Annotated in this window: 15 protein-coding genes; 12 read left to right on the plus strand and 3 right to left on the minus strand. The window is 69.6% G+C overall.

Annotated features, from left to right (window positions below):
* Complete coding sequence (locus tag V2W30_RS24480; protein ID WP_338703744.1) at positions 1–7,599, minus strand: DNRLRE domain-containing protein; 7,599 nt, start codon at positions 7,597–7,599, stop codon at positions 1–3.
* Between the two features lie 1,347 nt (positions 7,600–8,946).
* Here V2W30_RS24480 and V2W30_RS24485 point away from each other — a divergent pair.
* From V2W30_RS24485 to V2W30_RS24505, 5 genes are all read left to right on the plus strand, one after another.
* Positions 8,947–9,450 carry a hypothetical protein gene (locus tag V2W30_RS24485; protein WP_338699770.1) on the plus strand — a complete coding sequence of 168 codons (504 nt, stop codon included), beginning with the start codon at positions 8,947–8,949 and terminating at the stop codon, positions 9,448–9,450.
* Complete coding sequence (locus V2W30_RS24490; RefSeq protein ID WP_338699771.1) at positions 9,447–11,849, plus strand: N-acetylmuramoyl-L-alanine amidase; 2,403 nt, start codon at positions 9,447–9,449, stop codon at positions 11,847–11,849. The genes V2W30_RS24485 and V2W30_RS24490 overlap by 4 nt, the downstream gene beginning before the upstream one ends.
* Positions 11,850–12,048: 199 nt before the next feature.
* Positions 12,049–12,591, plus strand: a complete 543-nt coding sequence (locus tag V2W30_RS24495) for an SMI1/KNR4 family protein (RefSeq protein WP_338699772.1) — start codon at positions 12,049–12,051, stop codon at positions 12,589–12,591.
* A gap of 300 nt (positions 12,592–12,891) precedes the next feature.
* A complete protein-coding gene (locus V2W30_RS24500) occupies positions 12,892–13,371 on the plus strand; it encodes a hypothetical protein (RefSeq protein ID WP_338699773.1) in 480 nt (159 codons plus the stop codon).
* Between the two features lie 130 nt (positions 13,372–13,501).
* Positions 13,502–13,855: a hypothetical protein gene (locus V2W30_RS24505; protein WP_338699774.1), complete on the plus strand. Its 354-nt coding sequence runs from the start codon at positions 13,502–13,504 to the stop codon at positions 13,853–13,855.
* 56 nt (positions 13,856–13,911) lie between these two features.
* Here the strand turns inward: V2W30_RS24505 and V2W30_RS24510 are convergent, their stop codons facing one another.
* Both V2W30_RS24510 and V2W30_RS24515 read right to left on the minus strand, forming a co-directional pair.
* On the minus strand, positions 13,912–14,205 hold the full coding sequence (locus tag V2W30_RS24510; protein ID WP_338699775.1) for a DUF397 domain-containing protein: 294 nt from the start codon (positions 14,203–14,205) through the stop codon (positions 13,912–13,914).
* Complete coding sequence (locus tag V2W30_RS24515) at positions 14,189–15,016, minus strand: helix-turn-helix transcriptional regulator (RefSeq protein ID WP_338699777.1); 828 nt, start codon at positions 15,014–15,016, stop codon at positions 14,189–14,191. The genes V2W30_RS24510 and V2W30_RS24515 overlap by 17 nt, the downstream gene beginning before the upstream one ends.
* 110 nt (positions 15,017–15,126) lie before the next feature.
* Between V2W30_RS24515 and V2W30_RS24520 the strand changes: the two genes are divergently transcribed.
* The 7 genes from V2W30_RS24520 to V2W30_RS24550 all read left to right on the plus strand — a co-directional run bounded on the left by V2W30_RS24520 (position 15,127) and on the right by V2W30_RS24550 (position 22,045).
* Complete coding sequence (locus V2W30_RS24520; RefSeq protein ID WP_338699779.1) at positions 15,127–15,363, plus strand: hypothetical protein; 237 nt, start codon at positions 15,127–15,129, stop codon at positions 15,361–15,363.
* A gap of 206 nt (positions 15,364–15,569) precedes the next feature.
* The gene (locus V2W30_RS24525) at positions 15,570–16,400 is read left to right on the plus strand and encodes a hypothetical protein (RefSeq protein WP_338699781.1); all 831 of its coding nucleotides are present in this window, start codon (positions 15,570–15,572) and stop codon (positions 16,398–16,400) included.
* A gap of 201 nt (positions 16,401–16,601) precedes the next feature.
* Positions 16,602–18,824 carry a peptidoglycan recognition protein gene (locus tag V2W30_RS24530; RefSeq protein ID WP_338703745.1) on the plus strand — a complete coding sequence of 741 codons (2,223 nt, stop codon included), beginning with the start codon at positions 16,602–16,604 and terminating at the stop codon, positions 18,822–18,824.
* Between the two features lie 300 nt (positions 18,825–19,124).
* On the plus strand, positions 19,125–19,547 hold the full coding sequence (locus tag V2W30_RS24535) for a hypothetical protein (RefSeq protein ID WP_338699782.1): 423 nt from the start codon (positions 19,125–19,127) through the stop codon (positions 19,545–19,547).
* Positions 19,532–20,401, plus strand: coding sequence for a hypothetical protein (locus V2W30_RS24540; RefSeq protein ID WP_338699784.1), 870 nt, complete (start codon positions 19,532–19,534; stop codon positions 20,399–20,401). The genes V2W30_RS24535 and V2W30_RS24540 overlap by 16 nt, the downstream gene beginning before the upstream one ends.
* A 149-nt stretch (positions 20,402–20,550) precedes the next feature.
* On the plus strand, positions 20,551–21,291 hold the full coding sequence (locus V2W30_RS24545; RefSeq protein ID WP_338699786.1) for an RNA polymerase sigma factor: 741 nt from the start codon (positions 20,551–20,553) through the stop codon (positions 21,289–21,291).
* A 34-nt stretch (positions 21,292–21,325) separates the two neighbouring features.
* Positions 21,326–22,045 carry a hypothetical protein gene (locus tag V2W30_RS24550; RefSeq protein WP_338699788.1) on the plus strand — a complete coding sequence of 240 codons (720 nt, stop codon included), beginning with the start codon at positions 21,326–21,328 and terminating at the stop codon, positions 22,043–22,045.
* The last annotated feature ends 134 nt before the right edge of the window (positions 22,046–22,179 follow it).

A 22,179-nucleotide genomic window follows, 5' to 3' on the forward strand; every position in this document is an offset into this window, starting at 1 on the left:
TCACCCTCCTGTCGAATAGGTGTAGGAGCCCCAGACGTTGTAGTCCGTGGCGTAGCCGTCGGTGTTCAGGCGGGCCAGGTCGTTCTGATTGACCTCGTGAAGGTACCCGACGTTCCCGCGGGGTTTGCCTCCGGCCGGATTGCCGAAGTTGTACCGCTTGAAGACCTCCACGGTGACCGTCTTGTTGTTGTTGCTGGTCGTCACGCGCCACTGGAACCCGTTCAGCGCGTAGTACCAGTCCATGACCCCCTTGCCCTTGTCGCCGGCCTCCATGAAGTCGGAGACGCTCGTGCCCTTGACCCAGCGGGAGTCGTAGTCTCCGCCGGACGCCTTGGCCTCGGCGACACGGTCGTCCACCAGCTTCTGGAACGACGGCATGTCGCCCAGCATCGTCTTCGGGTCGACCTCGTAGGCGTCGCCGGAGGCACCGAGCCAGTGGTCCAGGAGGTCGGCCGCGTGGTTGTAGCCCATGACGTGCCGCAGCCCCTGGTTCTGGGCCTTCATGTACGACCACAGGGAAAGGTCGTAGTCCTGGTTCAGCCACTGCGTGAACCAGTTCGCGCTGTCGGAGGGACGATCGTCCTCCTTGTCCTGCTTCGGCGCCTTGAGCGGTGTGTCGTTCTCGTAGAACTCGCCGTCGCCGGGCAGCGTGAAGTTCTCGGCGGCCTCCTTGTCGTCGTAGTAGTTGTTCAGGAAGGCGTCGCTGCCGCACACTCCCGGCTCGGAGCAGATCATGTGCCCGTCGAACTCGACCCGGCTCGTCGGGTTGCCGCCCGTGAAGGCGTAGCGGTTGTTCGTGTACGGGTCGGTGCCGAGGTTCATGTCGGCGAGGGCGCCGTTGTACATGTCCCGGGAGGTGAAGCGGTTCAGGCCGGGGTCGTAGTCGCGGAAGCCCATGTCGTAGGTGCCGGACTGCGCGTCCCAGCGCTTGGAGTTGAAGCGGTAGGGGTTGTACTCCTCCTTCGTGGGGTCAGTGGCGTCGGGCTTGTCGATTCCGGTGAACTCGGAGTCGTCGTCGCTGCCGTAGGCGGTGTAGCCGTAGGTGGCCTTGGTGTCGCCGTTCTTGTCGGTCAGCGCCTCGACGTCGGTGTGGCTGTTGTAGCCGTAGTAGCCGTCCTCGCTGGTGCCGTCCGTGTTCTGCTTCACCTGCGACAGGCGCTCGCCCCAGGGGCTGTACTGGTACGACTTGGTCAACTCGCCGCCGACCTTCTCGTCCAGCACCTGGTCCGACAGACCCAGGTAGTCGAAGTCCGTCGTCTTGCCGGCGGACGTCTTCGACGTGGTGCGGTCGAGCGGGTCGAACGCGTACTTCGTCGACTGCAGCGCGCCCGTGTCGTCCATCTTCTGGGACTCCACGACGTGGTCGAAGCCGTCGTACACGCTGCGCTGGATGACCTTGCCGCCGCTGGTCGTGGACTCCAGACGGCCGAACGGGTCGTAGGTGTAGTTGGCCGTCACGCCGCTGGTGGTGGCGGACAGGAGCCGGTTGCGGTCGTAGTTGTAGGTGGTGGCGGTCCCCTTGACGGTCTGGCTGACGACATTGGCGTTGTCGTCGTGGACGTACGTCTCGGTGCCCGCGCCGTTGCCTGTCTTGACGCTCTTCGCCAGGCGGTCGACGGGGTCGTAGGTGTAGTCGGTGGTCGACGACAGGGTCGCCGCGTGGTTGTCGGCGTTCATCTTCTTCGCGACGTCCTGCGCCTTGTTCCCGTTGGGGTCGTAGGCGTAGGTGTGCGAGGTGACGAGCGTGCCGTTCGGCTTGTTCTCCGTCGACGTCTTGAGCGCCGTGTCGGCGTAGTAGGCGTAGTCGACGGTGTTGCCGTTGCCCTTGGTCTCCCGCAGCTTCTGGCCGCGGTCGGTGTACGTGTACGACGTGACCTTCGGCGCGGCGTCCGCGGACGTCTTACCGACCGAGACGGTCTTGACCAACTCCCGGAGGTCGTACGTGTACTTGGAGAACTGGTCGGGGTGCGTGACCGTCTCCACCTGCCCATTGGCGTCGTAGGTGTACGACGTGGACTTCTTCTCCTGGCCCGCGAGCGCCTCGACGACCTTCTGGACCTGGTTGAGGCCGGTGTACGTGACCGTGTAGGCGTCGACCTTGGTCCCGGACGAGGTGTCGTCGATGGACGTCAGATTGCCGTTGAGGTCGTAGGCGTAGGAGAAGTTCTTCTTCTCGGCGTCCGTGTCGCCGGACGTCGAGCGCACCAGCTTGACCCCATCGGCCACCGTGCTGCCCGTGCTCGACTGGTCCAGCTTGAGCTTGGTGTCCTCACCCTGCTTGAGGGTGTAGCTGCCCAGGCTGACCCAGGTGCCCGTGCCCGCCGTCTGGTCCTTGGTGACGGCCGGCTCGGTGGTGGTGCCGTGGCTGAGCGTGTACTTCGCGCCGGTGGTGGCACCGGTCACCTTCGGGTACTTCACGTACGCGGTGTAGCTGCCGTCCTTGGGGATGTTCAGCGTCCACGTGAAGCTTTCGGTGCCCGTACCCGCGGCGTGGACCTGGTGGTTGTAGCCCTGCTGCCCGGCGATGTCCCCCTTGGTCCAGGTGCCGGTGGCGGAGGTGTTCTGCGTGTCGGAGTTGTCGGTCAGGACGACCGACTGGCCGACCGGGACCCCGTCGTCCGCCTTGGACTTGAGCGCGCCGTCCGCGTAGTACGACCACGTCATGGTGCGGTTGGACGAGCCGTCCGCGGCCGAGATGGTCCGCTTGGTCTGCGCGCCCAGGTTGTCGTACTCGTACGTGGTGTCGATCGACCACGGGTCCGTCGACTTCTTCGTCCAGCCGTTGTCGTAGTACTGGTAGGTCGTGTCGTTACGGACCGTCTCTCCGTCCGACGGCGGCAGCGAGGTCTTCGACACCCGGCCCACCGCATCGTAGGACGTCTCCGTGTAGACGTCCGCCTTGTTGTAGCGGGCGTCCGCCGGATCGTAGGGCTGGTACTGCCTCTTCACACGGTTCAGCTCGTCGTACGTCGTGCGCGAGGCGAAGTCCTCCGTGCTGGAGGTGGCCGTGCCACGCGGCGTGATCGTCTTGGTGACGTTGCCGACCTGGTCGTACTCGTACTTCGTCGAGCGGGTCGTGGTGCCGTTGTAGGGCGCCTTGACCTCGGTCTGCATGCCGCGCTCGTCGTAGGTGACGGTGGTGGTGTTGTTCTCCTTGTCTGTGGTCGTGACCGTCAGCCCGTCCTTGTCGTAGGACTGCTGCGTGTACTTGCCCGCCGCGTCCGTGACCTTCACCGGACGGTGGTTCAGGTCGTAGTCCGTCTTCGTCGTGAAGTCGCTCGTGTCGGCGGTCGCGTTCTTCTTCGGGTCGATGACCGTGGTGACGTTGCCGACGTTGTCGTAGACGTAAGAGACCTTGTCACCCTGCGAGTTCACGACATCGGTCAACTCGTCGATGGCGTCGTAGGTGTTGGAGGTGACGTAGTCGGTGGTGTCCGCCGCCGTCGCCGTGCCCTTGGGCTCGGTCGTCGACTTCAGGTTGCCGACCTTGTCGTACGTGTACGACGTGGCGCGCGCCGCCGTGTTGTTGTTGGCGGGAGCCGTGGCGGAGAGGATCTGGTCGGTGTTGTCGTACGACGCCGTGGAGACCGCGCCGTTCGGCGCCGTCGACCTGGTGATGTTGTCGTTGGCGTCGTAGTCCGGGGCCGGCGTGGTGATCAGATCACCGCTGTCCTGGTCCTTGGGCACCGTGGCGTCCGTCGGACGCCCGTAGACGTCGTAGTTCTGCGTGGACTTCTTGCCCAGCGCGTCGGTGACCGACTTCACCTGACCGCGGACGTCGTAGACGAACGTGGTCGCCTTGTTCAGCGCGTCGGTGACGGTGTCGGGCAGGCCGGTCGCGTCGAATCCGCTGTACGTGGTGGCACGCTGGTTGGCGTCGGTGGCCTTGGTCAGCTGGCCGTAGCCGTCGTACTCGTACGACGTCGTGTAGTCACCCGCCGTCGTCGTCGCGACACCCTTCGGGTCCGTGACCGTCTTCAGGTTGCCGAACGAGTCGTACCCGAACTGCCACTTGCGGCCCTCGGGGGACGTCTTCGTGAACAGGTCGGCGCTGAATCCGTCCAGCCGCGTCTGGTACGCGTACTGCTGCGAGTCCGCCGGGTACGAGCCCGGGGCGCACGCCGACTGGTCCGGGACCCCGGACTTGTTGTGCTCGGCGTCGCGCGACCACAGCGGGTAGCCCGTCTTCTGGTCGTAGCAGTACGCGGTCTTGGCGCCGTTCGCCTCCTCCAGGTACGTGACGTTGTTGTCGGCGTCCCAACTCATCTTCGACGTCTGGGACTTGGCGTTGACCGTCTGGACCGGGCGGCCGTAGTCGTCCGTCGTGTACTTCGTGGTGTGCGCCTCGGCGTCCTTCACCGAGGTGTCCACGAACTTGGTGTTCGCGGTGTTGGCCGCGTACGTGAAGCCGGTGTCACCGCCGAGACGGTCCGTGAGGGTCTTCGCCCACCAGTGGTACTTCGGGTCGTCACCGGTCTGCGGCGCGTAGTACGCCAGCTTCGTGCTGTGCTGCCGCGGGTCCTGGACGTCGACGAGCTTGACGTTCTTGTTCCCCTGCGTGGCGTCGTAGGTGAAGGTGAACACCTTCTCCTTGCCGGAGCCGGCGCCGTCGGTCAGCTTCGTCAGCAGGCCCTCGGTCGAGTACCCGAAGGTGACCGTGCGGCCCGAGATGTCCGTCATCGACTTGACGTGGTCGACGCTCTTGACGCTGGTCGCGTCGGACTTGCCGAAGTACGTGACCGTGAGCGACTGCCGGCCCGCCGGGTCGGTGACGTACTTCAGGAACTTCGTCGGCTTGTTGTTGGACTTGCGCTCCTCGTACGTGAACGTCTGCGTGTTGCCGTTCTTGTCGATCGCCGACGTCATGTAGCCGTCGCAGCCGAAGAGGAAGCGCGTGCCGTCGGGGCGCGTGAACGTCCAGGCGTCCGGGACCGGGTCCTTGTCCGGGGTGCAGTCCAGGCCCGACTTCATCGTGACCTTGTAGTGGACGCCCGCGGGCGCCTTCCACGTGCCGTCCGGCTGCTTGCGGAAGACGTGGGTGGTGCCGTCACCGTCGGGCAGCCGGATCTCGGTCGCGTTGGAGTTGGGGTTCGGGTGGAAGTCGACCGGCGCGCCGAGCCGGATCGGCCCCGCGAGCTGCGCCGACCAGCCCGGACCCGAGACCGTGTCCGAGGTGTCGAGCGAGTTGTAGGAGAAGCGGGCGAAGGTGTTCAGACCGCGGCCCGGGTTGTTGAACGCGTTGTAGGACCACACCGCGTTGCCGGAGGCCAGGTTCGTCATCACCGTCGAACCGGCGCCCGTGTTCTTGCCCGTGTACGAGTAGAACTTCTCCAGACCCAGCGTGTTGGAGGTCGGGTCCTCCACCGCCACGTCCTGCTTCAGCGACGGGATGCCGCCGGTGCCCGCCGACAGCCAGGTGCTGTCGGAGACCTTCTGGACGTCCCAGCCGAGCACGTACTCGGTGCGGTGGCTGCCGGAGTCCGAGTTGATCGGGGTGTTGACCTTGGCCTGGATCGTCGTCGACTGGCCGGGCAGCAGCGCCGGGATCGCCGTCTTGACCTGGTTGCCGCCGGTCGTCATGTCCGTGCCGTCGGGCAGCTTCCACGTGTACGACAGCACGCGCTCACCGGCCGCCCAGGCCGCGTTCGTGGTGTTGGTGACCGTCATGTCCACCGTGTACGTGGAGTTGGGGGTCATCCGGGCCGGGGTCTGCGGCGCGTAGTACGTGTTCTCCGTGGTGGAGTCGACGTAGATGACGCGCAGCATCGGGCCGAGCTGCTGGTCCTCGCCCTCGGAGGAGAGGAAGAGGGTGCGCTCCTGCGGGCCCGTGGTCGTCTCGTCCTTGAGCTTGATCAGGGCGCCGTGGTTGGAGGACGGGGTCTTGATCCAGCCCTGCGTCATCGACGTGGCGTCCCACCAGTGGCGGCCGACCTCGGAGACCTGGGCGACGGTGTCGGAGACGGTGGCGCCGTAGTCACCGCCCGCGGTCGTCCACGCGGTGCCGGACGCGGAGCTGTTCCAGGTGGCCGTGGTTTCCGCGAAGTCCTTGTTCAGGCCGTGGAGTTCGTAGATCGCGCCGTCGGTGCCGGTCGTGGTCTCCGCGCCCCACATGTAGAGCTTGGAGTCGAGGACCGTGGCTGTCGCAGGGATCGTCGACGTCGGGAACTTCAGGGTCGTACGCGTCTTGCCGTACGTCGTCGAGTTGTTGCCGACGCTCAGCCACTTCTGCCCCACCCCGAAGGACTGGATCGCGTCCTGGTTGGTGGTGGGCTGCTGGGAGGAGAGGGTGGTGTCGGTGACGCCACCGGCCGTGCCCTGGACGATCTTCATCGTGCGGCCGGCCTTGGGTACGCCCACCACGCGGGTCGGGGACCCGATGACCGAGCCGTCCTTGGTCTTCACCGCGATCTGGTAGTAGTACGAGCGGCCGATCTCGGCGGACGAGGAGTCCGGCGTCGGCTTCGCGGTGGTGTCGGTGTAGGCGGTCGTGGCCTTGTCGACCGGGGCCACGAGGGTCGCGGCGCTCGGCGTGAACGTCTGCTGCGTGGAGCGGTGCAGCTGGTACTCCACGATGTCGAGACCCGTGTCGCCGGTCTTGTTGGAGTACGCCGACCAGGACAGCTCGGGGCCCGTGTCGTGCACGACCGTGGGGGAGTCGAGCGCCGAACCGACCTTGCCGTACGTGACGGTCAGGCGCGGGTAGCTGGACTCCTCACCGCCGTACGAGGTTCCGTCACCGGCCTCGTAGCGCGGACCGCCGGTCAGCGTCGAGGCGACCGTGTCGTCCTTGGCCTGGAGCACGAAGCCGTAGTTGGTGGCCGTGCCGGAGACCCACTTCTGGACGGTGTCGGTCACCGGGAACTTGTGCCAGGCGTTGTACTCGCCGGTGTTCTTGACGATCTGCGCCGGGTTCACCAGGCGGATCGAGTCGGCGATGTTGCGGGTCGTGGAGGAGCCCGTGTCGCCCAGGACCACCTTGCCGGTGTTGCCGCGGCTGAAGTAGTACTGGGTGCTGCTCAGGGCCTTCCACGAGGCGGCGGTGCCGGTCTGGTTGACCGTCGCGGTGGCCGTGCCGTCACGGTGGTTGATCGTGTACGGGGCCGCGGTCGCCGCGTCGGACGCGGGCGGGTAGTGCGCCTCGACCCGGTACGAGGCCGTCTCCGGGATCGTCGGCTGGTAGGTGTACGTCTCGCCGGTCGCGGTGTTCTTGTTGTACGCGAAGTCGTCGTTGGTGGCCGCGCCGCCGGTCGTCGTGGACCGGGGCCACTCGCCGACCGCGGCCGTGCCCGCGTCACCGTCGTCGATCTGGTACGTCGTACCCGACAACTCCCCCGACAGGGCGGAGGTGTTGGACCAGGTCGCCGTCGACTCGTCCCAGGCGCCGGTCGCCCGGTGGGCCTCCATGGTGACGTCGTTGGCGTTGGTGGTGTGCGTCTGGTCGTAGTACATCTCCAGACGCGCCGTGTCGATCTTCGTGCCCGACGGGATCTCGTTCAGCGGGAACTTGATCAGCGAGCGCGAGATGCCCGTGTCGGTCTTTCCGGCCGACAGCTTCCAGGTGTTGTTGAAGTTCGCCGACGGCTGGTCGGAGAGGACCATCGTGTCCTGCGACTGGGTCGCGGACGGCGTGATCGTGATCGTCGGGTCGATCGTCACGGGGTACTGGCGCTTCGCGGACGCCAGCCACGTGGTGTCCGGCGTGACGACGATCTTCCACCGCTTGCCGTCACGGACCAGCTTCTGCCGCACCTTCGGGCTGTACGCGAGCCCGTACGGGGAGTCGGCGTCCTTGCGCGTGTCCGTCATGAACGCGGCCGGGATGGTCATGACCGGCGTGTGCGGCAGCTCGCCGTACAGCGCGATCGAACCGTCCTTGCGCGCCTTCGGGGTCAGGCCGCCGGTGTTCAGGGTGAAGGTGTACGAGACCGGGCCCTCGGGGGCCTTCGCCAGGACGATGTTCTCCTTGACCCGGCCGGGGCCGACCTCGTACTGGAGGTCGGCGCCGCCCGCGGCCACGTCCTTGTACGTGACCGAGGAGCCCTTGGCCTCGGGGTCGGCGTCCTGCGCGGCCGCCCCCTCCAGGCCGAGGGTGACCGCCGGGCCGTCCGCACCCGCCTGGAACTTCAGCAGGCGGTCGGCGTCGTCGCTGAACCAACTCCAGCCGGAGTTCGACGTGTTGGCGTAGTCGAAGCCCTTGGCGTCGGTCGGCTCGACGTCCGTGTCGATCGACTTCCAGGTCTTCTTCTTGCCCGTGCCGACCCCGTACGCGGTCGGCACCGCCGACACCTCGGCCTGGATCCGCCCGTCGGACAGCTCCCAGAACCTGGCGTGCTCGGTGCGGCGCGAGGTCAGCTCCCGCACCCGCTTCGCCGGCGCCTTGGTCCGGCCCTTCGGCAGCTTCTCGCGGCTGGGTATCTCCAGCTCGCCGCCGGTGGGCGGCTCGGCGTCACTGTCATCGTCGTCGTCGCTGAACCATCCCTTGACGGTGTCGACGACCCCCTTGTCGTCGTCGCTCCCGCCGGAGGCGGACGCGGCGTACGCCAACTGCGGCAGCGAGGTGCTCACCACCGCTGAGACGACAAGGCAGGAGACAAGTCTCCCGTATCGGACTTTCACGTCCTGATGCCCTTCTTTTTTCGGCACGCCGAATAAACCGTCCGGGCTGATCCCGGACGGCTGCGTGCCTACTCAATGCGGCGGGATTTCTAATCAGTGGAAGAGGCCGGTGTCAACAGGTCGCTCAAAAGGTGTAGTTCGCTCCTGACCAGGCGAGATCTGTCGTTCTCGGCCCCGCAAAGGTCATGCGCCGATGCTTTTCGGCCACATGTCCTGCTCGCCTGTTTGCCCCTTATATCCGGCCGCTGGAAAGGGCTCCAAGGAATGCGGTATAACCCCTGAATTTCCATCTCCCGCGCTGCGCGCATCTCACGAAAGTCAGGCCTTTCCATGCCAGAACCCGAGCCCGTGGACCTGTCGGAGGACGACCGGGCCACGCAGCAGGACACGAGCGTCGACCGGCGCGGGATCGCCGTCGGCGCCGTACTGCTCGCCGCCTGCACCGGTCTCGTCCTGTACGGAGTGCTCCACACCGAGGACGAGGCCCCGAAGCGGCACGTGCCCACCGCTTCGGTGACGTACGAGGTGTCGGGGAAGGGCAGGGTCGACCTGACGTACCAGGCGCGCAGCGAGTCCGGAAAGGCCGTGACGGTGCGCGGTGCCTCGCTGCCGTGGAAGAAGACCGTGCGGGTGCCCCTGGGCAAGTCTCCCGTGGTGACCGTCGCGCTGGACGGCGAGGGCGGCCGGGCCAGCTGCCAACTGGCCGTACGCGGCAAGCACGTGCAGACCGCGACGGCGTTCGGCACGTACGGCCGGGCCACCTGCCAGGGGGAACTCGCCGCACCCGAACCGACGGACGCCACCGCCGCGAGCGAGCAGGAGGCGGCCCGATGACCGAGCACCCGATCCGCCGGCAGGCGGTCCGCACGGCGCTCGCCGCCGCCGTCGTCCTCAGCTGCGTCGCCGTGTCCCGGCCCGACCCCACGGTCTCCTTCGCGGACACCGCGACGACCCGGCCGACCGGCGTCGTGCACACCGTGCCCGTACCGGGCGGCACCGACCCGGACCGGCGCGCCCTCGGCGCCCGCGCCACGCGGCCGTTCCGCATGGTCGGCGTCACCTGGTCCGACCCGGACGCCACGCTCGACGGCACCGTCCAGGTCCGTACCCGCGCCAGCGCGACCGGCGCCTGGAGTGGCTGGCGGACCCTCGAACTCGACGTCCACGCACCGGAGTCCGGGCCGGACCACTCCGCCGAGGGCGTGCGCGGCGGCACTCAGCCGCTGTGGGTCGGTCCCGCCGACGGCGTCCAGGTCAAGGCCGCCGGCTCCCGGCTGCCCGCCGGCCTGCGCGTCGAACTCGTCGACCCCGACGGCGGGGCACCGGCCGCGGCGCGAGCGCCCGAGCCGACCGCGTCCGTCGCCGGGCAGCCCCCGATCACCACCCGCGCCGGATGGGGTGCCGACGAGTCGCTGGTCGCGGACCCGCCGACGTACACGACCGACACGAAGGCCGTGTTCGTGCACCACACGGCGGGAACGAACGACTACACGTGCGCCGAGTCCGCCTCGATCATCCGGGGCATCCTCACGTACCACGTGAAGTCCAACGGCTGGAACGACATCGGCTACAACTTCCTCGTCGACAAGTGCGGCACGCTCTTCGAGGGCCGGGCGGGCGGCGTCGACAAGCCCGTCTACGGCGCGCACACCTACGGCTTCAACACCGACACCACCGGCGTCGCCGTGCTCGGCGACTACAACACGGCGACGTCCACGGCCACCGTGCGGGACGCGATCGCCCGGCTCGCCGCCTGGAAACTGGGGCTGTACGGCGTCAACCCGTCCGGCTCGCTCGTGATGGCGGCGGGCGCGGACAACGGCAAGTTCACGCAGGGCCAGCTGGTGACGATGAACCGGATCTCCGGTCACCGCGACGGCTATCCGACCGAGTGCCCCGGCACCAACCTGTACGGCGATCTGCCCGCCATCCGCACGGCGGCCGCGGCCCTCAACTCCCTGTCCGTGCACGGCGACACGAACGGTGACGGACGTGCCGACCTGGCCGCCGGTGTGCCCCGCGCCACCGCCAACAGCCACCCCGGCGCAGGTCAGGTGACCATGCTGCCGGGGGCCCGCACCACCCCGTACGCCGGCAACAAGGCCGTGCTGACGCAGGAGAGCGAGGGCGTGCCCGGCGGCTCCGAGGACGGCGACGGGTTCGGTTCCGCCACCGCGTACGGCGACTTCGACCACGACGGGTACGAGGATCTCGCCGTGGCCTCGCCGGGCGAGGAGGTCACCGCGGGCGCGAGCGACGAGGGCGGCGTCAGCATCCTGCGCGGCACCGCGAACGGCCTCACCGGCCAGGCCGGGATGATCAACGAGCCGACGGCGGTACGGACGAGCGGGGCCCGCTTCGGGGCAGCGCTCGCCACCGGCGACTTCGACGGCGACGGCGGCGACGACCTCCTCGCCGTCGCGCCCGGAGCCGGCCGCGCCTGGACCGTCGACGGCACCGACCGGGCCTTCTCCTCCGCGCTCGCCCTCTCCGAAGGCCCGGTGCGGGACGCCTCCGTGGCCACCGGGGACTTCGACCACGACGGATTCGACGACGCGGCGATCACGTTCGCCACGACGGCGGGCGACAGACCCCTCGTCCTGGTGCGCGGTTCGTCGAGCGGACTGCGCACCGCCGAGCCCGCCGTCCTCGCGGGAGCGGGCGGACGGTCCCTGGCCGCCGGCGACCTGAGCGGCGACGGCTTCAGCGACCTGGCCGTGGGGCGGCCCGACGCGGTGGGCGGCGGCGAGATCGCCACCTACCACGGCTCGGCGGACGGACTCACGACGACCGGTGCGGCCGTCGTGTCGCGAGGTGAGCTGGAAGGGGCGGACGCCGGGGGCGAGTTGGGTGCTTCGGTGGCCGTGGGCGACACGGACGGCGACGGATACGCCGACGTGCTCGCCGGTGCGCCCGGGGACGCCTCCGGTGCGGGGCGCGTGTTCCTGCTGCGCGGTGGCGCGGACGGGGCAGGCGTGCCGGGCGCGGTCACGTACACGCAGGGAGCGGGCGCGGTGCCGGGCGCGGCCGAGGCCGGTGACCGGTTCGGTTCCGCCGTCACCGTCGCCGACCTCACCGGGAGCGGAGTCGCGGGCATCGCGATCGGTGCCGAAGGCGAGAACGCGGGCGACGGGACCGTGATGACCCTGAGCGGCGCAGCGGGCGCCTCGTACGGGCCGACCGCCCTCGGCACGACCGCCGGGGTCGGTATCGGCGGTGAACTGACCAGGTGACCGCACGGCGCGTTTCCGTCGTACCGTCGTGCATCAGGCAGGTCCCGCTCGTGTCCGTTTCCCTTCGCCGGTGCCGCTTCAGGCCGGACGACCTGCCCGAGAGGGCCGCGCGCGTCATCGAGGTGGTGTCCGGTTTCGTGAGCAGGCCGCGCGCCGGTGTCCTTGCGGAAGCGGGGAACAGCACGGATCGGCAGACGACATGGTGAGGGTCGAGGAGCTGGAGGCCGCGCTTGCGGCGATGACACAGTGGCGGGCGCCCGGCGGGCGCGGCGTGGACTGGGGCGTACTCGAGGCGGACCTCGGAACGGCGCTGCCGGTGGACTTCCGTTCGCTCGCGGCGGCGTACCCGGTACTCGTCATCGGTGACTTCCTCACGGTGTCGCTGCCGGCACCCGGCGCGGAGGCCGCCTGGGCCTCCGAGTCCCGGAACGACGAGATCCTCCAGGATCTCCACGAGATGGAGGACATGGAGGACTACGTCCCCTACCCGCAGCCGGGCGGACTGATCTCCTGGGGGGAGTCCGACCGCGGTGACGCCTTCTACTGGAAGACGAGCCCTGCGGACCCGGACGCCTGGCCGGTGGTCATCCGCACGGACAACGCGGACTGGATCGGGTTCCCCATGGGGGTGGTCGAGTTCCTGACCGGCTGGTTCGGGCACACGCTCGACGTGCCCGGCCTGCCCGGGAGCTTTCCCGGCGGCAGTCCGGCAGTACGGGGCCTGAGTGACCGGGTCGGCTGATCGGTGACGTTCGACCGGCACACGTGAGCAGTGGTCGCCCCCGGGATTCCTGGGGGCGAGCTTCGTGCTCCGCCGACCGGTCAGTCGCCGATCGGCACGGCCGCGCCTGCGGCTTGTGGGCGAGGAGTTGGACGCCCTGCCGCCGCGACCGGCAGTACATCTGTGCTGCGCGGCGGCCGCCGTGCGTGAATGCAGGGGTACGCACGAAGGAACGCCCGGACTCCAACGTCCGTGGCTCCTCCACCTGTTCGGAGGGAGAGCGAGATGCTCCGCCATGTTCGTCGACGTGCTGTGTCCGGGGTGGTGCTGGCTCTGCTGTCGGTGCTGACCGTGACCGCGTGCGGCAGTGAGAAGGCCGGAGCCGGACAGTCCGGACAGGCTGGACAGAGCGAGCGGGCCGAGCGGTTTCCGCATGCCTTCCCGGGCTCACCGACGACGGATGTGAGCGCGGAGCAGGCCTTCCGTGACCATCAGGTCGCGGTGCCCGGGTCCGCGAGGGTCATCGGGTACTACGCGTGGTCCGAGGACGACGAGTACCCGATGGCGGCGGAGCTGCGGTTGCCGTGTTCCGCGGTGGCCGGGGTCGTCTCGGGGAGCAAGCTGGTGAAGGCGTCGTCCCGGGACGGCGAGATCGCCGCGGTCCAGGTCTTCGCCCGGTCCCATGGCTGGTCCGACGACACCGAGGACCAGCGGTATCTGCGGATCGGAGGCCCGGACGACGTGCTGGGTGCCCTGGTCCACGCGACCGGCACGGAGTGCACGATGTACCTGAACAGCTGAGGTCCGCACGCCTCCCGCCGTCCCGGCTCTGCCGGGGCGGCGGGAGCGGCGACACGCGTGCTCGGTGTCCGCTGTGTCCAGGCGCGTACCGCTCCATCGCCTTCGACGGCTCCGTGGAGTACGAGGACGGGTGCGCGGCGGAGGATTCCAGGTGGTGCTCGACCCGGCCTACCGGATGCCGCAGCCGGGCGAGCGGCAGGAAGCCGGGAGCGCCGGGCCCGCGGGCGATCCCGCGCCGGCCGTGGCGCGGACGCGGGAGCTGCTCGCGCGCCGGGCCGCCCTCCTCGGGCGCCGCGACGAACCGCCCCCGCCTGTCCCGGAGTCCGCGCTTCTTGACGCCGTGCGCCGCTGTGGCGGGCAGCACCGGGGGTGGCTGCCCGGCGGCATCCCGGACGTGGCGCCGCCCATCCTCCAGGCGCTCCACATCAACCACCAGGCCGAGCCCGCGGGACATCCGTGGCTCGTCGTGGTGTCCGGGGGTTGACGGCCCGCCGGTCGTGCGGCCCACGCGATGATCTGCCGGGCGACACGCGGCGTCGCTCAGGCCGCGTCGTCCTTGACCGCCGCGACGAACGCCGTCCAGGCTCCGCCGCCGAAGACGACCGCCGGGCCGGACGGGTTCTTGCTGTCGCGGACGGGTACGTGGGCGGCACAGGCGGCGTCGTTGACCTCCAGGCAGTCGCCACTGTCGCCACCGCTGTGCGTCGACTTACGCCAGGCGTCGCTGACTTCGAGACAGTCGCCGCTGCTGCCGCCGCTGTGACTGGACTTGCGCCACATCGTCAGGGTCGAGGCATCCGGGATCGTCGTGGGCTGCTCACTCACGTTGCTCATGCTCGTAATCCTCTGCGATGGAGCGGATCAGGGCCAGGGACTCCCGGTGCGACAGGGCGTCGCCCATGGCGTGATCGTAGGCCGCTTGGCATTGCCGTACCACGGAGGGGACTTCGAGCACTCGACCCGTCTTCAGGCCCTCCACGTACGCGACGGGCGGCAGGTCCTCGAACCACATCAAGGAGACGAAGCCTTCCATCAGCGCGTGGTAGCCCACCGAGAAGGGGAGTACGTGCACGCGGATGCGGTGGCTCTCGCCCAGTTCCGCGATGTGACAGAGCTGTTCGCACATCACCGCCGGACCGCCGACGGGACGGCGCAGCACGGCCTCGTCGAGGAGTGTCCACACCACCGGGCTCTCGAAGACGTCGAGAATGCGGGCGCGGCGGAGGCGTGTGACAAGGAGCTTGTCACGTGCCTCCGGGGTCTTGGGCGGGAAGCCCGAAGCCAGTACTTGCCGTGCGTAGGCGGGGGTTTGGAGGAGGCCCGGCACCAGCTTCGGCCCGTACACGCGGATCGTCGTCGCCTGTTCCTCCAGGCGTAGCGCCTCCTCGAAGTGTTCGGCCACCGCGCCCTCGCCCTGGGTCGGGAGGAACGTCTCGAAGACGCCCCCCGTGTCGAGCACCCCGTCCAGGCGCCGGGCGTCATCCAACGCAGGTCTGCGCCGGCCCGCCTCGATGTGCGCGATGCGCGTGCGGGACATGACCGCGCGCACGCTGAGCTCTTCCTGGGTGAGTCCGGCCGCCTCGCGCCGCCGCCTCAGTTCCTCGCCGTAGCTGGTACGTGATCCGGGGTTGTCCTCGACCGCCATACGAACTCCCGTATGTGACAGATCAGTTGTCACGCGCGAACCTCTGGCGAGCCTACCTGCGGAGACCTCACTGTGTGACCGTTCTTGAACGGAAAGTGAGGAGCGGTGCGATGGCGGAGGCGGTTCAGGTCGTGCATGGCGAGGGGGCGTACGTCGCCCATGCCGAGACCGATGTCTACGGCCCGGGGAAAGTGCTGGCCGTGGAAGGGGAGTTGAGGCGGGTGCGGTTCGTGTACTTCGTCGCCACGGTGGGGGCGGGAGTGCTGCGGGCCGCCAACGAGGCCGAGGAGGCGTGGGTGCGGGCCTGGATCGCGGAGCGCCGCCAGCGGTACGGCAAGCAGTGGTGACTACGTGAAGTAGTCATGTGATTACAGAAGTTGCGCTACGGTGGCCGAAACTTAAGCGGCCCAAGACGCCGGGTGCAACCAGCGTCGAGGGCCTTCATCGCCAGTGGCTCCACCAGAAAGAGACACCACCGGAAATGCTCCGTCATGTTATCGCCCCGACTGGATCCTTCAGTCAGATTCCGAACTCCCTGATCCGGCACCCTCGGTTGAACTCCGACGCCCTGCGGCTCCTCATCTGGCAGCTCTCCCTCCCCGCCGACGCGGGCGACTCCCTCTCCAGGACCGCCGAGAAGGCGGGCCTCGGCAAGTGCGCTTTCCTGCGAGCCAAAAGGCAGTTGAAGACCGAGGGGTTTCTGCACGAGTGGCGGGTGCAGGGGGAGCGGGGGCGGTGGGAGACCGTTCAGCTCGTGTCGGGGGCGCCGTTGAGCGCGGAGGAGGCGGCCGCCGTACGGGACGGGGAACCGGCGGGCAGGCCACGAAAGGCTGCGGCTCTGACGTCTGGATCTCCGACGTCTGGATCTCCGACGTCTGGGTCTCCGGCGGTGGGAACTCCGGCCGTCGGTGAGCCGACCCGCCGGGACGTCGGCCGTCATCCAAGGCGGCAAGACCTTAGGGACAACACCTCCACCCCTCCGGCGCCCGAGCGGCCCGACGACGAGGCCGGCCGCTTCGTCGCCGGGCTCCAGGAGCGGGACGCGCGGCTGCGCATCCCGCGCGCCATGGTCACCGAACTCGCCGCCCGCGTACGTGACTGGTTCACGCGCGGGCACACCGCCGAGAGCGTGTGGCGGCACATCCGCCTGAACCTCCCCGGACGGCTCGGCCGGATCGAGCGACCGGGCGGCCTGCTGAGGTACGTACTCGCCGACATCCCACCCGTCGCCGTGGCCGTACTCGCCAGTGAGCCCGCCCGGCGACAGTCCGCCCCGGTCCCACGGGTCTCGCTCATGCGGGAGTGCGAGGGCGCAGGCCACGTACAGGCCCGCCTGTTCCTGCCGACCGGCGACGAAACCCTCTGCGGGGCGTGCCGTACATGAATCCGGGGTTGCGTGGAGGGGGACGGCCGGTGGGGTTCGGTTCGACAGTGATGCTTTCGGGGGTGGGCGCGCTGTTCCAAGTGGCCGCCTGTGTGCCGGGTGTGTCTCAATTAGCGTTCTGCTGTGGCCTGTTGGGCCCGATTCGGAGTGAGTGACGCCAACGTGAGTCCTCGTGTGTCCCATGCGTACAGATCGATGAACCTGAAGCGGAGGGTGTGGGTCACCCTGGGGGCCGTCGTGCTCGGTGGCGGCGGGGTGACCGCCTACGCCGTCGCCAACCCCGTCCACGACGTGAGCGCCGCCCTCCAGGACAAGCGGCCCGTGAAGGTCTACGACCTCGCGCTGCCCGGCACCACGAGCGGACGTCGGGAGCTGCCGCGCAAGGACACCGAGGAGTTCTCGCTGCTCGGCGTCTCGTGGACCGGCGCCACCAAGGAGCTCGACGGCACCGCGCAGGTGCGCACCCACAGCCTGGAGAGCGGGGAGTGGAGCGCCTGGCACGACCTGGAGCTCGACACCGATCCGCTGGAGAAGCCGGAGCGCGGTGTGCGCGGGGCGTCCGAGCCGCTGTACGTGGGGCCCTCCGACGGGGTCCAGGTGCAGGTCGCCCATGAGGACGGGACGACCGCCGCACTGCCCAAGGGGCTTGAGGTCAACCTCGTGGACCCGGGCGTCGTGACCGACGCCGAGGCGCGGCGGCCCGCCCCGACGGCCGACTCCGCCGAACCCGCCGCGTTCGTCGCCGAAGGGGCCGAAGGGGCCGAAGGGGCCGAGGCGGCCGAAGGCGTCGAAGGCGTCGAAGGCGTCGAAGGGACCGAGAGTCCCAGTCCTACGGGTACCGATCCCACCGCTACCGCTACCGCTACCGCCAGCGCGAGCGCCACCGTTCCGACGGCACCCCCGTCCACCGCCCCGAAGCCGCCCATCACCTCCCGCGCCGGTTGGGGCGCCGACGAGTCCATGGTCGAGGACCCGCCGGAGTACAACCCGGACGTCAAGGCCGTCTTCGTCCACCACACCGACGGCGCGAACGACTACTCCTGCGCCGACTCGGCCTCGATCGTGCGCGGCATCTACGCGTACCACGTACAGGTCGAGGGCTGGAACGACATCGGCTACAACTTCCTCGTCGACAAGTGCGGCACCGTCTTCGAGGGCCGCAAGGGCGGCACCGACCTGCCGGTGCTCGGCGCCCACACCTACGGCTGGAACCGCGAGTCCGCCGGGATCGCCGTCCTCGGCAACTACGTCTCCGCCAGTGCCACGAACGCCGCGCTCACCTCGATCGCCCGCGTCGCGGCCTGGAAGCTCGGACAGTACGGCGCCGACCCGGCCGGAACCGTCGCCCTGAACGCCGGTGCGAGCCAGACCAACTACTTCGGCAAGAGCTTCACCGCCGGCACGAAGTACACGTTCAACCGGATCTCCGCCCACCGCGACGGCTTCAACACGCAGTGCCCCGGCAACTCCCTCTACGCCCAGCTCCCGACCATCCGCACCTGGGCCGCCGGGCCGGTGCAGGGGCTGAAGACCACCACCGTCGACGGCGCGGGCAAGTCCGGCACCACGTACTACACGAAGGGAGCCGTCACCGTGCACTGGTCGGCGACGACCCCGGCGTCGCTGATCTCCACGTACGAACTCCTCGTCGACGGCAAGGTCGCCGCCACCGCCTCCGGCAGTGCCACGTCCGCCGCCGCGACGCTCGCCCTCGGCAGCCACACCGTCGCCGTCCGGGCCGTCCACCAGTCCGGCAAGGCGGTCACCACGGCCGCGCTGAACGTCGTCGCCGAGACCACGGCCCCCACCTTCTCCACCTCCCCGAGGATCTCCCTGCGCACCGGCACGGTGAGCACCACGTCCGTGCCCGTCGCCCTGGGCTGGAAGGCCGCCGACGACAAGGCGCTGCGCGAGGTGAAGCTCCTCGCGCCGGCCACGGCCACCTTCGGCCCGACGACGACCAGCTCGAACCGCACGGCCGCGTCCGGCACCGCCACCACCTGGTCGATGCGCGCCTACGACTTCGCGGGGAACTCCCGCACGTCGTCGCCCGCCTTCACGCCCGTGATCCAGCAGGAGACGTCGGCGGTCAAGTCCGGTAGCTGGACGTCCCGTTCGAGCAGCAGCTACCTCGGCGGCAAGTCGTACTCCAGCGGTTCCAAGGGCACGAGCCTCACCTGGACCTTCACCGGCCGGTCGGCCTCGTGGGTCGTCTCACGGGCGTCGAGCTCCGGTCAGGCGTACGTGTACGTGGACGGCGTCAAGGTCAGCACCGTGGACCTGAAGTCGTCGTCGACCCTGTACCGACAGGCGATCTGGACCAAGACCTGGTCCAGCAGCGCGCCGCACAAGGTGAAGATCGTCGTGGTCGGCACCAGCGGCCGCCCGACCATCACGACGGACGGGCTCGTCTACATCAAGTAGCGCAGCCAGGAAGGTAGTTGCAGGGGTTGAACGGGTGTGGCGGTACGGGTCTTCCGTGCCGCCACACCGTTTGTGCGGCACAGGTGCGCGCGCTGTGCACCGTGGTCTCTTCTGCGGCGGGGCCCGTTGACGCGGCGCCGACGGCCGACGGCACCGAATGGTTGTACGGAAACCCCGTATTCGCTGTGTGAGAAGCGACATGTGTGCAACCTGTGACGGTTGAGGTGACACACCCGCTGGGGGAGTGCGGGAAGAACCGGAACCAGGCTTCCCGGTGACCGGACCAAGGGGTGCAACACCATGCGTGAGGGTGAGAAACGGGCCGCCGACATGCGACGGCACGCGGCGGGCTTCGTCGCGCGGGTCGCCTCGGCCCGGCTGCCGCTCGACTACTCCGTCGCCAGCCTCCGTGTCGTCGACTTCCTCATCGACGGACTGCGGAAGGGCGGTGCGGACCGGGGGCGCGTCGACACCGTGCTGTTCGGTCTCGGCGCGTACGTGGGGGAGGTGCTGGCCCGGCGGGCCGGTGCCGAATGGGTCGACCTGGACGAGGCGCAACGCGCCTACTTCGGGCAGGGCGTGGGCGTACGGATGCCGGACGGACGGGTGTGGAACCCGCTCGGGAAGGTCGTGAACCGGTACGAGGTCGGCGCCGAGGAGTCGCTCCAGACCTTCTACCTGACCCTGCCGGGACGGCGGAGCCGCGCATGCGCCGCCCTGTGATCACCGGGGTGTTCGTCGTCGCGCTCGCCGCCGGTGGCGCCGCGTTCCGGCCCGTCGAACCGGCCTCGGAGATACGGGCGCTGGCTCAACCAGCCACCAGCACACGCCCTGTTGACGACACGTCGTCTCCTGAAGCCGCTGAACAGGCGCGCGGGGAGGACCTGTTGAGGCGGGCCGGTGTCCTGCTGCGCGACGCCTACTCCGTGCGCATGGCGGCGGACGTCAGGCAGGGCGACAAGCACGTACGGAGCGACATCGGCGTGGACCACCACGGCAACTGCTCCGGGACCATCGACGACGGCGACGGCGTGGCCGCCCGCGTCGTCTATCTCAAGGGTGGCGCCGACACCGACGGGGACGGCGCGGGGGACGGGGAGGACGAGGCGTACGTGAAGTACGGCGACGCCGCCCTCGCCGTGCTGGAGACCCGGGCCGAGGCCAAGGGGGCCGAAGCGGGCGCGCGCATGCGGGCGTTCACCGGCCTGGCCCGGGGCAAGTACGTGAAAGCTCCCTCGGGACCCAAGGGCGCCCAGATCATCGGCAGGCAGTGCGGCGTCGGCCGGACGCTGGCCACCACGATGATCGGCGGGGCGGCGGGTACCCGCGCGCTGCCCGACGTACGCCGCGACGGCGAACTGCTCACCCCGCTCGCCCTGCCCACGCGCGGCGGGGGCGGCACCGCGTACGTCGGCGCCGAGTCGGACATGCGGCTGCACTCCATGAACGGCACCACCGGCGGCATGCGCATCACCATCACCTTCAGCGACTACGACAAGCCGTTCGACGTCCACACCCCCGACCCGGCGCAGGTCGTGGAGTTCCCGACGGACGGCGGGTCGGTCTTCGAGGTCTGAGGCGACCCGCACGGGCGCGGCCATCCCCCCGGCCGCCATCCGTCCCTGTGACGTTTCTGTGGGCGCGGACGCTGATCAGCATGGGGGACACACGGATCGCGTACGGAAACGTACGCACGCGTACTGAAACGTACTGAAGAGGAAAGCGGTTGGGCCAGGGAGGGGAACCCCGTCGCACGCAGGCGTACGACGGGGAGCTGGGCGCAGCCGTGGCGCGGGCCCAGGAAGGCGACGAGGCCGCCTTCGCCGTGGCGTACCGCCTGGTGCAGCCCGGCCTGCTCGGATATCTGCGCGGGCTCGTCGGCGACGAGGCGGAGGACGTCGCCGCCGACGCGTGGCTGGAGATCGCCCGGGACCTGGGGCGTTTTCGCGGCGACGGCGCGGGGTTCCGCGGCTGGACGGCGACCATCGCCCGGCACCGCGCGCTCGATCTGCTGCGCCGTCAGAAGGTGCGCCCCCGCTCGTCCGTACTGGAGCAGGACGTCCTCGAACTGCCCGCTGCGCACAACACCGCCGAGCAGGCCTTCGAGACCCTCTCCACCGAGCGCGCCCTCGCCCTCATCGCCCAACTCCCGCGCGACCAGGGCGAGGCGGTCCTGCTCCGCGTGGTCGTCGGGCTCGACGGGCCGACCGCCGCCCGCGTCCTCGGCAAGCGCCCGGGAGCCGTGCGCACGGCCGCGTACCGAGGGCTGAAGCGGCTCGCACGTCAACTCGGCGTCGAAACGGCTCACGACGCGACGGATGACGCGACGGGCGACGCGACGGGCGACGCTACGGACGGCGCCACGGGCGACGCGACGGACGGCGCCACGGACGAGACAACGCGTGAGGCAACGGACGAGGCCACGGGCGAGGCAACGGGCGACGGCTCCGGCAAGGACGAGGTGTGACGGATATCGAGCCGCGAACGCTGGGGGAGTCGAGATGACTGATTACCCCTCGCCGCCGGACGACCCTGCCCCCGTCGACCCGGCATCACTCGGCGAGCTGCTCGCCGCCGCGATGCGTCCCGGCGGTTCACCGGACGGTTCACCGGACGGGCCCGGCGGCGGTGAAGCGCAGGCCCTCGCCGCGTTCCGCGCCGCGCGCGACGCCGGCGCGCTGCACGCGCCGACCCGGCGCCGCGACGACTGGCGGCCCCGCGCGCGCCGGTCGCGGTGGTCGCTGCGCGCGGCCGTCGGCGCGCTCGTGGCGAGTGTCGCGGTGGGCGGGGTCGCCGTCGCCGGCATCGGAAGCGGCATCTCCTCCGTCGACGAGCCCGAACGGCCCGCGCCGAGCCGGAGCGTGAGCCCGTCGGCCACACCGGGTCCGTCCGCCCCGAGCGCGCGGCGCGACGGCACGCCCAGCCACCCGGAACAGGCCAAGGGCGAAGAGGCGCGGTGCAAGTCGTACGAGAACGGGCGCGGGCGCAACCGCTCGGAGCGGGCCGCCGCGGGCTGCGACACGGCGGACGACGGTTCCGGTGCCGCGGGCGGGCCTTCGGCGGGGGCGCGGCGGTCGCGGGCCGCGAACGGGGCCGGTACGGGTGCGGATGCGAGCACAGGTACAGATACAGGTACAGGTACAGGTACGGGTAACAGCGCCGGTTCCGGCAAGAGCAACGACAAGAGCAACGGCAACGGCAACGGGCGTGGCCAGAACTAGGTGAAGGCGCCCGCTTCCTGGTCCTGAAAAGCGGGACGGCCGAGGTCGCCACCCCCCACAGGAGAGACCCCGGCCGCCGCGCGTACGGGTCGCGAGCGGCCCGTACTCTCTTCAGCGCCGCGGGTGCGTTTTCT

Origin of the sequence: Streptomyces sp. Q6 (genome assembly GCF_036967205.1) — a bacterium.
GTDB lineage: Bacteria > Actinomycetota > Actinomycetes > Streptomycetales > Streptomycetaceae > Streptomyces > Streptomyces citrinus.